Below are 13,365 nucleotides of genomic sequence, written 5' to 3' on the forward strand. Positions count from 1 at the left end.
TCGCAAAATCGGGTTGTCGCAGGACCGCGTTTCGTGTGCCGCCGGCGGATCGGGTGCGCGTTTGCAAGTCATGCAAAAGGCACCTACGGCCACGCCTCGGCAAGCGCGCGATTACGTTTGCATTAACGGCAGAGTGGCATGGAAACTTGAATCGTCAGCGCTGGCGACCGTGGGTGTGAAGTCCGCGTCGTGGCGGCGCTCGGACGGAACGGCGTCCGTCCGGCTCGACCAGACAGGGCTAGCTGTAATACTGCCCCTGGTATTTCACGTAACCCACCGGGTGATGCGTGAAGTGCAGTACCGGCAGAACGGGATTGCGATTGTCTTCGGTGGGATAGGCTTTGGCGTCGGGGATGTACTCGCCCTGGGCTTCGATCGGCTGGCCGGCCTGCAAGTTGGGGATCTCATGCGCGAGGCCCTCGTTATCGCCGAACCGCACGGCGACGAAGACCTCGGTGCCCACGAGATTTTCCGTACCGCCTTCGAACTTCACCACAGTGTCGATCTTGATGACGAAGTGCTGGTGATTGGCGCCGTTGTGATTTTCCGGGCTGGCGAACACCTTGCTGATCGTGCCTTGCACGCAGGCCAGCGGCGCGCCCAGCGAATAAACGTAACTATGATGCGGAAGGATCTCCGTCGCGCGATTGCTCATGAAGTCTCCGTGAAAGGAATCTGCCTTGCCTACGGCGTAACGTAACGCGCGCCGCTAACCGGCAGCGGCGCGATACCATTTGAGCAGACCGTGGCGCGCGAGTTCATTGCGCGACCCCAGGAGGAGGCACGGTGACCGAAGCGGCGCAAGCAAAAACCGACGCCCTTAACAACCCGAAGCGTCGGTTTCTTCGAATGCCTGCGCCCGGCGCCCTGACAGAAGGCGCCGGAAGCACATCAACGGTTCAACGCAGTGCTTTCACCGCATCCGCCGTCACATCGGCAGGCTGGCCGCCCCACGTCGCACGCAGATAATTGGCGAGTTGCGCGAGTTCCGTATCGCTGAGTTGATTGGCGAAGCCGGGCATCTCCTGCATCCGTTCGAGGCCCGGAAAATCCTGCGCGCCGATGCCGTCGAGCATCGCCGCAATCAGATTGTGGGCATCGCTTTGACGCAGCGTCGAATTGCCATGCATCGGCACGGCAACATGCGGCTTGCCCTCGCCGTTCAATCCGTGACAGCCCGCGCACACGCCCAGATACACGTTGCGCCCTGCTTCGAGCTGAGCGGCATCCGCGGAAACCGGCTGCAGCGGTTGCGGCGCGGGGGCCTGGTCGCCGAGCAGGTAGGTCGAGATCGCGCGCAAGTCGTCATGCGTCAGGTACTGGCTGCTCAGATGCACCACGGGATACATCTCGCCGAATGCCGAGCCCTGCGGCGCGATGCCGGTGGCGAAGAACGTCTGCAAATCCGCCGCGGTCCAGCCGCGAGCCGCGAGACCATGCGGCGTGATATCCGGCGCCGCGATCCGGCCGAGCGCCGCGCCGGTCAACGGCTTTGCGCCGTCGAGCTGGCCGAACGTGCCGCGCGGCGTATGACACTCGGTGCAATGGCCGAGCGCGCTCGCCAGATAGCGTCCGCGATTCCACTGCGCCGTCTGTCCCGTCGACGCATCCGGCAACGCGTCTTCCAGGAACATCCAGTTCCAGAAACGCACGCCGAAACGCAGCGTGAACGGGAACGACAGTTCGGGCTCGTGGTTCGCCACCGCGGCCGGCTTCTGCGCCATCAGGTACGCGTAGATCGCATCGCTGTCCGCGCGCGACAGCCGGCGGTACGACGTGTACGGCATGGCCGGATAGAGCTGCTTGTCCGGCGCGACGCCGTCGTGCAGCGCCTTGTACAGGTCGTCCGCGCTCCAGTTGCCGATACCGTGGTCCTTGTCCGGCGTGATGTTCGTGCCGTAGAAGGTGCCGAACGGCGAAGCGAGCTTCACGCCGCCGGCGAACGGCGCGCCGTCTGCCGTGGTGTGGCAGGCGGCGCAATCGGCGGCTTTGACGAGGTAGCGGCCGCGCGCGAGTGGATCGGCGGCGGTGGCTTGCGGTCCCAATGCGGCGGCCGCGGCCAGTGCGGCGGAGTCGTCGTGCTTACCGCCGCACGCGCTCAGCGTGAGCACCGTACCGAGCAGCAAGAGCGTGCGGCGCAAGGTGATGGGTCGCCTCATTGTGCGGCGTCCTTTACGAGGCCCGGCGTCGTCAGCACGACTTCCTTCACGGCTTCGTAGTAGCGCGCGTAGCCCGTGCAGCGGCAGATGTGATCGTTCAACGCTTCGGTAATGGTTTCCTCGACCTTGTCTTTAGCGACCGGCTGACGCTTCAGGCGTTCGATCAACACGGTCGCCGCATTGACGAAGCCCGGCGTGCAATAGCCGCACTGGAAACTGAAGTGCTCGAGGAACTTCTGCTGGATCGGCGCCAGTTCGACGACCTCGCCGGCTTCGTTGCGTTTTGCATGGCCTTCGATCGTGCGAATGGACTTGCCGTGAAAAAAATTCGCGCCGGTGATGCAGGTGCGCACTTCTTCGCTGGTGCCGTCCGGTTTGTCGACGATCACCACACACGCGTGGCAAACGCCCTGGCCGCAGCCGAGGCGCGAGCCGGTCAAGTGAAGGTACTCGTGCAGATAGTCGATCATCATCAGGCCGGCGGGCACATCGGTCGGGCCGACGATCTCGCCGTTGACCTTGATCGAAAGCGGCATCGAGCGGAATTGCGTCAGCGGTCGCTCGACCGCGCTGGCCGCGGACGCGCCCGCAGGCGCGCTGGCAGCGACGGCAGCCGAAGCCGCGGCGACGCCGCTCGCCTGAGTGGCAGAAGAGCCGCTTGCAGAGGCGGCGTAAGCGCTGCTTGCGGAAGCGCCACTTGCCGCAGCAGCGCTCACCGCGCCACTAGCGACATTTGCGTTGGTTTGATTAGGGGCCGTCATGCGAGCACCTCCTGAATACGTTGCGGGGTGACCGGCAGGTCGGTAAAGCGATGCCCGATCGCGTGCGCGATCCCGTTCACGATGGCGCCGACCACGGGAATCATCACCACTTCGGCGATGCCCTTCGGCGGATCGGTTTCGGTCAGCGGCGGCAGCACTTCGCCGGTCTGCGTCCAGACGGCGACGTCCGTCGCGCGCGGCAAGTGGTAACGATTGAAGTTCCACGTACCGTTGCCGGGACCGTCTTCGTAGAGCGGCAGATATTCATGCAGCGCGTGGCCGATGCCCATCGCCAGACCGCCTTGCAACTGGCCGGACACGAGTTGCGGCGAGATCTGATTGCCGCATTCCATGATCGAGTGATGCGCGAGCAGATCGACCTTGCCGCTTGCTTCATGCACCGACAGTTCGACCAGCGTGCCGACCGCGCTGTAGTACGTCACGGCCGCGTTGTTGCGCTGGACCGGCGGAATAAACACACGCTGACGATCCAGCACGCGATAGCGATTCGGCGTGGTCTGCGTCTTCTGCTTATCGGCCGACGCGCTGTCGCCGTAGCGCACCGCGAGCCCGTCGAGCGGCCAGCGCTCGATGCTGCCGTCGATCTCGAAGTCCGCTTCGGTCCACTGCCACCGGTTGAACACGTGCACGGTCGCGCCGGTCACGAGTCCGAGTTCGTGCGCCTTCTTCGCGAGCTGTTCGAACGGCAGCGCTTCGAGGCCTGCCGCGGAGAGCTTGCCGTCAACCCAGCGCGCGTCTTCGATACGCACCAGCAACGGCGCGGCCTGGCCGCCGCCAATGCCCTGGCTCCAGATCGACATCGCCGCCGGCCACAGACCGTGCGTGAACACGACGCGCGCCGCTTCGCGCGTGCTATGCGTGAAGTAGTAAGCGGAATTCGTCGCGCTCGAGGGCGACGCGTAACCCGGCGACCAGCGCGGATTCGCCGCGAGTTTGTCCTGATCGGCTTGCGACATCATGTACGGATCGCCGCTCGTCACCACGGGCAGATCGGGCCAGTCGGTGATGGCGACGTGTACGTCGGTGGCCGGTTTGCCGAGCCATTTCGCCACCGCGACGGCCTGCGAGGTCGACATGCCGGTGCCGATTTCGGCGGCCGTGTGTTGCAGGCCGATCTTGCCGTCGGCACTGAATTCGACCTTCGCGAACGAAGCCTCCGCGCCGGTGCCGAAGTCCTTCTGCACGCACGCGAAGCCGACGCCGTAACGCTTGCCCGGATGCGCCGCTTCGAACTCGGTCTTGCGCTTCGCGCGGTTCGTCCACAGCGGATGCAGCTTCGCTTTGTTCAGCACATCGTCGACGCGAATCGCGCCGGCCGGCACTGCGCCTTGCGTGTTCTTCATGCCGGAACGCAGCGCATTTTTCAGGCGGAACTCGATCGGATCGAGTTCGAGTTGCGCGGCGATTTCATCGATCATCATCTCGGTCGCGGCCATGCTCTGCAGCGTGCCGTAGCCGCGTGCGGAACCCGCGTCGATCGCGCGCGAAGCAATCGCCACCGCCGACAGATCGTTCTTCGGGAAGTAGTAGATCGACTGCGCGGCCGTCGCACCGACCATTGCCACCGACGGCGAGAAGTTGCAACGTCCGCCGCCGTTCGCTTCCATCTGCGCCTTGAACGATTGCAGCAGGCCGGTTTTTTTATCGACGGCGATGCGGTAGTTCATCCTGAACGCGTGGCGCTTCAGCGACGTCTGGAACTGCTCGTAGCGATCGTTGGCGAGGCGCACGGGACGACCGTCGGCATACATCGCGCAAACGAGGCCGTAGAACGGCACGTTGAAGTGATCCTTGGAACCGTAGCCCACCGTGTAACACGGGTGGAGGAACAGATGCTTTACCGGGAATGCGCACTTCGCGACCATCTCGGCCGCGCTGTCGGCCACTTCGGAGGGCGCCTGGGTCGGCACGACCATATGCAGCGATTGCGTCGCCGCGTCGTACCAGCAGTTCGCGTTGTCGGGCTCGAGCGCGGCCGTGTCGATCGACTGCGTGTTGTACTCGCGCTCCATCACCAGCCAGTCCGCCGACGGCTGATCGAGTTCCTGCTGGATGCGCGCGGCGTGGAACATGCCCTGCTCGTCGAGCTTGCCGTGTTCGACGCCGTCCGGCCACACCGGCTGGTGCTTGCGCATCATGCTCGGGAAAACGGGCGCGTCTTTCAGACTGGAGAAGGTGTCGTCGTCGTACGGCGTCTTGCCGCCGACCCGCACGAAGCGGAACGTGCCCCACGGATCGCGTTCGAGCGCGCCGGTCGGCGCGCCGTAACGGATGATCTGATCCTGAAACTTCAGCTTGTCTTTTGCGAAGCGGAAGCGCGCGAAGTCGTGATAGATCAGGATCGCCACCGCCTGGCCGAGATACGCGGGTGTCTTGCCCGGCGGCAACAGCATGTCGTCGCCGTAGAAAGCTGGGAAGATCAGGCCGTCGCGCGCCAGATCGGCGGCGGTGATCACGCGGTCCGGCTTCAGTTCGTCGCCGAGCAGCGACAGGTCGAAGCCTTCGTAGCTGCGGTCGGCTTGCGTCGTGCGCAGAATGAAAGCGTGCGATTGCTGCTGCGGCCAGTGCGGCATGTCGGCGGCGCGAATGTCGCGCGCGAACACTTTCGAGCCGGTGACCTTGGCGATCCCGTCGATGCGGAATTTCGCCTGACCGTTGGCCGCATCCCACTGCACGGGCGTCAGGATTTTCTCTTCGAACAACGCAGCGAATGCGCGGCTGCCCATCGGCGCGATATACACCGACACACCCGCCAACACGCTGGCCTTCAGAAAACTGCGACGCGAAAGGTCGAGTTTCCCCATGGACTTCTCCTTTAGTGAATACGGCGGCAACCCGGCCTCGCGGGGCTTCCATCGAGGCGGCCCGCGAGGTAACTGTTCCGGCGTCGTCAGAAAGACGCGGGGCGCCGACCGTCGCACGCGAGCCTCCGCGTGCGTGCTGGCACACACGACGAACTTGCGCTGAACGGCTATCACCACGAGGGAGGTATTCGAACCGCGGACGCTATCTAACGTCCGGGCGTACCGGCGACCTGCGACGACCGTCACTTCGGTCGCGCCGCAGTCGATCTGATTGACCTTGAACTACCGTGAGTTGCCTTTCCTTGCCCCACAGAGGGCAAGGGGCCGGATTATCGCGTTAATTCGCCGCAGCGTGCGTCAAATTTTGTGCACTATCTCGCAAATAACGGATCTGGTATGAAGCGCCATATTCACGGGATTACAGCGGTTTTTGGCGCTCTATTTTTTGGCTTTTTAATCAGTATGTCGAACTATGCACGCACGATGCTGATGCCCAAGGCCTCGAACGGCGAGGTCAAGCCCTCATCCGTGTTCCGTTCGACGACGATCGCACTGGCCGCCGTGACATCCGCGATCTTGTACGCCGAGGCCGCATTGAGTTTTTCCGCCGACGCCAGCACCACCGTCTCCGCGGCATGTTCCGCGAACGCGCGTTTCACATAGGCCTCTTCCCTGTCGCCGGTGCTCAGGCCCGCTTGCGGATGCACGCCGGTCACGCCCATGAAATACAGGTCCGCGCGAATGTGGCTGAGCGCTTCGATGGCCGCGGCGCCGACGTTGACCATCGAATGCCGGAACAGGCGGCCGCCGATCATCACGACCTCGAGCTCGGCATGCTCCGCGAGTTCGACGGCAACGCTCGGGCTATGCGTGACGATCGTCGCCCGCAAGTCGCGCGGCAGATGGCGCGCCAGTTGCACGGCCGTCGTGCCGCCGTCGACGAACGCAATCTGGCCGTGCGCGATCATGCCCGCCGCCGCCCGGCCGATCGCCGCCTTCGACGCCGATTCGATCCGCTCGCGCCCGGCAAAATCCACTGCCGCCGGCGACGCCGGCAGTGCGCCGCCATGCACGCGCTGAAGCTGGCCTTCGGCGGCAAGTTCGCGCAGATCGCGGCGAATCGTGTCCTCGGAGACTTCGAATTCGGCGCTCAAGCTTTTGGCGATCACCTGCCCGTTGCGCTTGAGCGCGTCGAGTATCAGCTGCTTTCTTTGCGATGTGAGCATGGCGGTGGTCCTAGGCGGATTTCGCGGGGATTGCACGAAATTACTTGTTTTTGCACGATATCGCACGATACCATGATTCGCATGCGGAGCGAACCGCATTTCCCACTGGACAGGATGCGAGCCATGAACGAAACCGCCGAACGGGTCAGGATTGTCGACGTCGAGGTGCTGTCGGACGACTGGTACGTGCTGAAAAAAACCACCTTCGACTACCGGCGCGCCGACGGCAGTTGGCAGCGCCAGAGCCGCGAAACCTACGACCGCGGCAACGGTGCGACGCTGCTGCTCTACGAACCACACCGGCACACGGTCGTGCTGACGCGCCAGTTCCGGCTGCCGGCGTTCGTCAACGGTCATCACGGTATGCTGATCGAGACGCCGGCCGGACTGCTGGAGACCGCGTCGCCGGAAGAGCGGATTCGCGCGGAAGTCGAGGAAGAAACCGGCTACCGCGTGCACGACGTCCGCAAGGTCTTCGAGGCCTTCATGAGTCCGGGTTCGGTCACGGAGAAACTGCACTTTTTTGTCGCTGAATACGATGCAGTGGCGAAAGTCGGCGCGGGCGGCGGCCTCGCCGACGAAGGCGAAGATATCGAGGTGCTGGAACTGCCGGTGGAGGATGCGCTGGCGATGATCGAGCGCGGCGAGATCGTCGACGGAAAAACCATCATGCTGTTGCAGTACGCCAGGTTGAATCTGTTCGGCACCTAGCTCAAAACGTGGCGAGTTTCCGTACTTTTCGGACTGATCTTAAGCGCCATTAGGAAAAGGACGATAGGTTGGACAAGGCAATAAAAATATTCTTGCGTATCCCGTTGAGGTCGACCGGCGCCGTAGTCAAGGCGGCGCCGGTTTATCGAATGGAAACCCTTTCCGTCAGAATATTTTCGATGCGCCGCTTTTTGTCAAGGCGGCGCATACAGCCGAGGTTCAAATGGATTCTCTCAGTTCAGCAAGCCGATTCATGAGCGGTTTTTTCTTCGGCACCCTGATTGCCGCCGTCGTCATGGTGCTCCTGTGCAATGCCGGCGAATTTTCGCCGTTCATGGCCAAACTGCATGCGCTCGAACAGGTTGTCCTGACCGCGCTGATTTCCATCGTAATCGTCGATGCAAAACCGTTGGCCTATAAAACCGTGTGGCGCGAGCGCCGCTGCAGCTTCGTCCTCGATGAAGACATCAATGCCACGCTTCGCGGCCGGACCTTCAGCATTCCGTTCGGCGTGATCGTCGGCATTCTGTTTCAGAATTACGTGATGAATTGAGCGTTAATCCGGTTTAAATACCCCGCTCGATATTCACCGCATTCAATTCGCGCGCCTTGTGATAATCCGTTATCCAAGGCGCGCGATTCGTTTTATCTCTTCCATTTTCCCACCGCGGGCTGGTCGATTAGCCGATCAATGCCCACTGCGTTCGCTGTCCAGATGCGCCATCTGCACTTCGTTGTAGCGCGAGCCCGCCACGGCATCAGGCGGAATCGCCGCTTCGATGCGCGCCAGTTCTTCGGCGCCCAGTTTCAAGCCAGTGGCGGCGAGCGCATCCGTCAACTGGCCGCGGCGGCGCGCGCCGACCAGCGGCACAATGTCGTCGCCGCGTGACAGCGCCCACGCGATCGCCAGTTGCGCCGGACTGGTGCCGCGCGCGTCGGCGATCCCGCGCAACGTCTCGACCAGCGCCAGATTGCGCTCGAGGTTCTCACCCTGAAAGCGCGGACTCACGCTGCGAAAATCCTTCTGCGCGCCACGCTCTTTCGACCACGCGCCGCTCAGCAAACCACGCGACAACACGCCGTACGCCGTGATGCCAATGCCGAGTTCACGGCACACCGGCAAGATTTCGGCCTCGATGCCACGCGACATCAGCGAGTATTCGATTTGCAGATCGGCAATCGGCGCGACGGCCCGCGCCCGGCGCAGCGTGTGCGCGCCGACTTCCGACAAACCGATCTCGCGCACGTAGCCTTCCTTCACCAGATCGGCGATGGCGCCGACGGTCTCCTCGACGGGCACCGCCGGGTCGAGTCGCGCGGGACGGTAAATGTCGATATAGTCGGTGCCGAGCCGCCGCAGCGTGTACGCGAGGAAATTGCGCACCGCCACCGGCCGCGCATCGAAGCCGATCCAGCCGCCGGCCGGATGACGCATTCCGCCGAATTTCACGCTGACCACCACGTTCTCGCGCTGACGCCCTTGCAGCGCGTCGCGGATCAGCATTTCGTTGTGGCCCATGCCGTAGAAGTCGCCCGTGTCGAGCAGGGTGATGCCGGCGTCGAGCGCCGCGTGAATCGTGGCGATGCCTTCGTCGCGGTCGGCCGGACCGTACAGATCGGACATGCCCATGCAGCCGAGGCCAATGGCGGAAACTTGTGGGCCCTGCCGGCCCAGTTGACGTGTATTCATTGTGTGCCTTCCCGAAGTCGTTTGATCGCGTTGAAGATGACGGCGAACCGGCGTGCCTGACGCCGCGCTTGAAGCCGCGTTCGCAGCCGGGTTCGCCAACTCTGAACGGCATTCTGCGCCTGGCCGAGGTAGCGATAAAGGCGCGCCGCTCGATCAGATTGGTCGAAAACGGTTAACAATCGGCACAATGGAAAACCACCGAACCCGGCCCGAGCGGGCTCAGACGGAGAGCATCGTCGATGGATCACTTGCAGGCCATGAAAATCTTCGCGCGCGTCGCACAACTCGGCAGCTTCACCAAGGCCGCCGAGCAGATGCAACTGCCGCGCCCCACCGTGAGCAACGCGATCCAATACCTGGAAAGCCATCTGCGCGTGCGGTTGCTTCAGCGCACCACGCGGCGCGTCGCGCTCACGCCCGAAGGCGCCGCCTATCACGAGCGCTGCGTCCAGGTGCTAGCCGATATCGACGACGCCGAAGCGCTCTTCGCCGATGTCGCCGCCGGCCCGCGCGGCGTGATCCGCGTCGACTTGCCGGAGCGGCTGGCGCTGCACGTGGTGATTCCCGCGCTGCCGGACTTCTTCGCGCGCTATCCGGACATTCGCGTCGTGCTGAGCGCGACCGATCGCATGATCGATCTGATCGAGGACGGCGTCGATTGCGCGGTGCGGGTCGGCAGCATGAGCGACACGACGCTGGTCGCGCGGCGCATCGGCGAGTTCGAGCAGTTCAATTGCGCGTCGCGCGGCTACATCGAGAAACATGGTCTGCCGCATACGCCCGCCGATCTGGACGAGCATGTCGCGGTCGGTTTTTTCTCCAGCCGCAGCGGGCGCGATCTCGACTGGGAATATCTGGAACAAGGCGAACTGAAGACGGTGGCAATGCGCAGCGCCGTCTCGGTCAACAGCGCGCATGCCTATATCGGCTGTTGCCTCGCCGGCCTCGGCATGATTCAGGGGCCGGTCGGCAGCGTGGATGCGCTGCTGTTCGAGAGCGGTGAGCTCGTCGAAGTGCTGAAGGACTGGAGAGCGCCGCCGCTGCCGGTGTCGGTGGTGTTTCCCCATGGCCGGCATCTGGCGCCGCGCGTGCGGATTTTCGTCGACTGGGTGGCGGAGTTGATCGGCTCCAGGACGCCCGCGCGATACGGTCAGGTGAGGTGAAATCAGAACTTATGCCGGATCGCCGCGCGCACCACGACCTGCTTCGAGGTCGATGACGGCGATTGCGTGCCGACGTTGAAGGCATCGTCCAGAATCGAATAGGTCGTGTCGCCGGTCACCTGCTGATACTGGCCCTGGATGTAGACATCGGTGCGTTTGGACAGGTTGTAATCCGCCATCAAACCGAACGAGTGAATTTTCGGCTTCACGCCGCCGGTCGAGGCGTCGTAGGTTTCCATCGTGTACACATACTGCGCGCCGACGAACAGCATCGGCGAAATCTGATACTTGCCGTTCACCTCGAAGTTCTGATACTTCAGTGAGTTCAGCAATACGCCCGGCGGCACGAGCGGCGTCACGCCGAGATAGCCGTTGCCGGTCGGGTCCAGATAGTTCGAGTTGGTATAGACGAAGCCGGCTGTCGCCGGCCCGAACGTGTAAGTGATGCCGCCGCCGAACACGCGCATGCGGGCGGCGATGAAGCTGGCGTCGTTCGCCGTGATCGCACCGTTCGCGCCATTGCCTGGATTGTCGGCCTGCAGATAGGCTGCGGCCACCAGCAAGCCGCCATACGTATACTGGCCGCCGAAACTGTACGCGCGATTGTTAGCGAAGTTCGTGTCGTTACTGAAGCTATACACGCCGCCGAACTGGAAGCCGGACAGCGACGGACTCGTGTACTTGACCGAGTTGTCGAGCCTGAACGAGTTATCCGTATTGTCGTTGTCGTACGGGTGCGAGAAGAGCGAACCGGCCCAGTTGCCGTTCGCCGTGGTCTGGGCCAGATAGTCGACCACCGAATCGTACTGGCGGCCAAAGGTCAGCGTACCGAACCGGTTCTCGCTCAAGCCGACGAAAGCCTGGCGGCCGAACATGCGGCCGCCCTGATTGAGCCGCCCGGAACTCACGTCGAAACCGTTTTCCAGCTGGAAGATCGCCTTGAGGCCGCCGCCCAGGTCCTCGGCGCCTTTCAGCCCCCAGCGGCTGCCTTGCGCAAAGCCGCTCGCCAGTTCATAGACATGGCCGCGGCCGACATTGTTGGTGTAGTTGATGCCTTCGTCGAGCACGCCATACAGCGTGACGCTCGTCTGCGCCAGGGCGGGCGCGGCGAAAGCGGCGGACACGGCGGTGGAGACAGCTAGCGCGAGCACTTGCTTGTTCATGACGATCTCCCTGCACTCGAGCAATGGGACAACTCGATCCGGCCGCTTGTTCTTTGCGCCTCACAAGGTGCTGCACCAACCTTTGACGCGCTTTACAGAAATCCTCACACGCCGTTAGGCCGCCGTCCATTGGGTGTCGTGTCGATATCTAAAAACGTTGCAAAATCTCCACTTGGTGCGGCGGGCCCTGTTGTCGCGGCGCTCATTGAGGTAAACGGCGCAACGCCACACGGACTTGACACCGGCGGCGCACCCGCACCGCGCGGGCCGCCTTGCCCTGTCTCAAGCCGATTTGTCACGAAAAGAAATATAATCGCGAGCTTCTTGCGGCGGCGCAGCGGAACTCCGCGCCGCCACCCGGGTCACTTTTATCGCCTCCTGCAACCGTGCCGCGTCCGGCCGGTTGGAAAGCGGCGACGCGGGTCGCGTATCCGCCGCAGCATCCCAATCCAATTTCTAAAAGCCTTGTGAGACGCCTGCCGCGCTGAACCAGCGCGCCGTCGCACGGGGTTTGCTTTTGGCGAACACAATGCAAAAGTCGCAATCCCGCCTGATCGAACTCGATTTTTTTCGGGGGCTGGTCCTTCTGATCATCGTCGTCGACCACATCGGCGGCAGCATTCTGTCGCGCGTCACGCTGCACGCCTACGCGCTATGCGATGCCGCCGAGGTGTTCGTGTTCCTCGGCGGCTTTGCGACCGCCACGGCCTACGCGGCGCTGGCCGAACGGCGCAACGAAACGATCGCGCGCAGCCGCTTCCTGCGGCGCTCGCTGGAAATCTACCGTGCATTCCTCGTCACCGCCGCGCTGATGCTGCTGGTCAGCGCCGCGCTCAGCGCGTTCAGCATCGACGGGCCGAATCTCGCCACCACGGATCTCGACGATCTGATGGACACCCCGCTCGCGGCGCTCGGCGACATCCTGCTGTTCCGCCGCCAGCCGTATCTGGCTTCGGTGCTGCCCATGTACGCGTTCTTCGCGCTGCTGGTGCCGATGATCCTGCCGCTCGCGCGCAGCAAGCCGTGGCTGCTGCTGGCCGGCAGCATCGCGTTGTGGGCCGGCGCGCCGGCCATCGACGCCTACCTGCCCGCCGCGCCGGACATGCATTGGGATTTCAATCCGTTCGCGTGGCAGTTGCTGTTCGTGCTCGGCGTGCTGGCGCGTTGCCAACCGGTTTATCAACGCGTGAGCGCACACCGTCTGAGCTGGCTCGTCAGCCTGCTGGCGTTCGCCGTGGTCGCGGCCGCCGCTTACTACAAGCTGTTTATCGAGCACGAGCCGCTCGATGCCAGCCTCAAGCAAAACCTCTCCTATCTGCGGGCTGTCAATTTTCTCGCCGTCGCATGGCTCGTCGCCAATCTGATTCAGCTCGGCTGGGCAAGAAAGCTCGCGCAATGGGTCCCGTGGGTCGGCGTGATCGGTCGCAAAGGGTTGCTGTGCTTTATCGCCGGCGCGGTGATCTCGCTGGTGGTCGATTCGGTGCTGTACGCGGCGACGGACGGCTATCTGAACTACCCGCTCGGACTGCTCGCGGATGCGATCGCGATCGGCGCGCTGTTCGCGGTGGCGCTGGGCGCGGAGCCGCTCAAGCGCCTGGCCGGCCGGTTGTATGGCGGGCGGCTGCGCACGTCGCCCTGAGCGATATGCGTGCGGAATGGCACGGGCT

General features: G+C 63.4%; 11 protein-coding genes. 4 read left to right on the forward strand and 7 right to left on the reverse strand.

What is annotated here, in order from left to right; all coding sequences use genetic code 11:
• Positions 1-238: 238 nt before the first annotated feature.
• From B0G81_RS12430 to B0G81_RS12450, 5 genes are all read right to left on the reverse strand, one after another.
• A complete protein-coding gene (locus tag B0G81_RS12430) occupies positions 239-655 on the reverse strand; it encodes a hypothetical protein (protein WP_106280920.1) in 417 nt (138 codons plus the stop codon).
• A gap of 244 nt (positions 656-899) precedes the next feature.
• Entirely contained in the window at positions 900-2,159 is a 1,260-nt protein-coding gene (locus tag B0G81_RS12435; RefSeq protein ID WP_134135804.1) for a cytochrome c, read from the reverse strand.
• Entirely contained in the window at positions 2,156-2,920 is a 765-nt protein-coding gene (locus B0G81_RS12440) for a (2Fe-2S)-binding protein (protein WP_134135806.1), read from the reverse strand. Before B0G81_RS12440 ends, B0G81_RS12435 begins: the two co-directional genes overlap by 4 nt.
• A complete protein-coding gene (locus B0G81_RS12445) occupies positions 2,917-5,745 on the reverse strand; it encodes a molybdopterin cofactor-binding domain-containing protein (RefSeq protein ID WP_134135810.1) in 2,829 nt (942 codons plus the stop codon). Before B0G81_RS12445 ends, B0G81_RS12440 begins: the two co-directional genes overlap by 4 nt.
• Positions 5,746-6,215: 470 nt before the next feature.
• Positions 6,216-6,971 carry a DeoR/GlpR family DNA-binding transcription regulator gene (locus tag B0G81_RS12450; RefSeq protein ID WP_134135812.1) on the reverse strand — a complete coding sequence of 252 codons (756 nt, stop codon included), beginning with the start codon at positions 6,969-6,971 and terminating at the stop codon, positions 6,216-6,218.
• Positions 6,972-7,094: 123 nt separating this feature from the next.
• Between B0G81_RS12450 and B0G81_RS12455 the strand changes: the two genes are divergently transcribed.
• Positions 7,095-7,682 (forward strand): NUDIX domain-containing protein, encoded by a 588-nt coding sequence (locus tag B0G81_RS12455; protein WP_134135815.1) that lies wholly within the window; start codon positions 7,095-7,097, stop codon positions 7,680-7,682.
• A 223-nt stretch (positions 7,683-7,905) separates the two neighbouring features.
• Complete coding sequence (locus B0G81_RS12460; protein WP_134135819.1) at positions 7,906-8,235, forward strand: hypothetical protein; 330 nt, start codon at positions 7,906-7,908, stop codon at positions 8,233-8,235.
• 135 nt (positions 8,236-8,370) lie between these two features.
• Here the strand turns inward: B0G81_RS12460 and B0G81_RS12465 are convergent, their stop codons facing one another.
• Positions 8,371-9,372, reverse strand: a complete 1,002-nt coding sequence (locus B0G81_RS12465) for an aldo/keto reductase (RefSeq protein WP_134135823.1) — start codon at positions 9,370-9,372, stop codon at positions 8,371-8,373.
• A gap of 239 nt (positions 9,373-9,611) precedes the next feature.
• On the opposite strand from B0G81_RS12465, the gene B0G81_RS12470 reads away from it, so the two are divergent.
• Complete coding sequence (locus tag B0G81_RS12470) at positions 9,612-10,535, forward strand: LysR family transcriptional regulator (protein ID WP_134135827.1); 924 nt, start codon at positions 9,612-9,614, stop codon at positions 10,533-10,535.
• A gap of 2 nt (positions 10,536-10,537) precedes the next feature.
• Here the strand turns inward: B0G81_RS12470 and B0G81_RS12475 are convergent, their stop codons facing one another.
• Positions 10,538-11,698 (reverse strand): porin, encoded by a 1,161-nt coding sequence (locus tag B0G81_RS12475; protein ID WP_134135831.1) that lies wholly within the window; start codon positions 11,696-11,698, stop codon positions 10,538-10,540.
• A gap of 529 nt (positions 11,699-12,227) precedes the next feature.
• Here B0G81_RS12475 and B0G81_RS12480 point away from each other — a divergent pair.
• Positions 12,228-13,337 carry an OpgC domain-containing protein gene (locus B0G81_RS12480; protein ID WP_134135833.1) on the forward strand — a complete coding sequence of 370 codons (1,110 nt, stop codon included), beginning with the start codon at positions 12,228-12,230 and terminating at the stop codon, positions 13,335-13,337.
• Positions 13,338-13,365: the final 28 nt, after the last annotated feature.

This window comes from Paraburkholderia sp. BL6665CI2N2 (assembly GCF_004366535.1).
Taxonomy (GTDB): domain Bacteria; phylum Pseudomonadota; class Gammaproteobacteria; order Burkholderiales; family Burkholderiaceae; genus Paraburkholderia.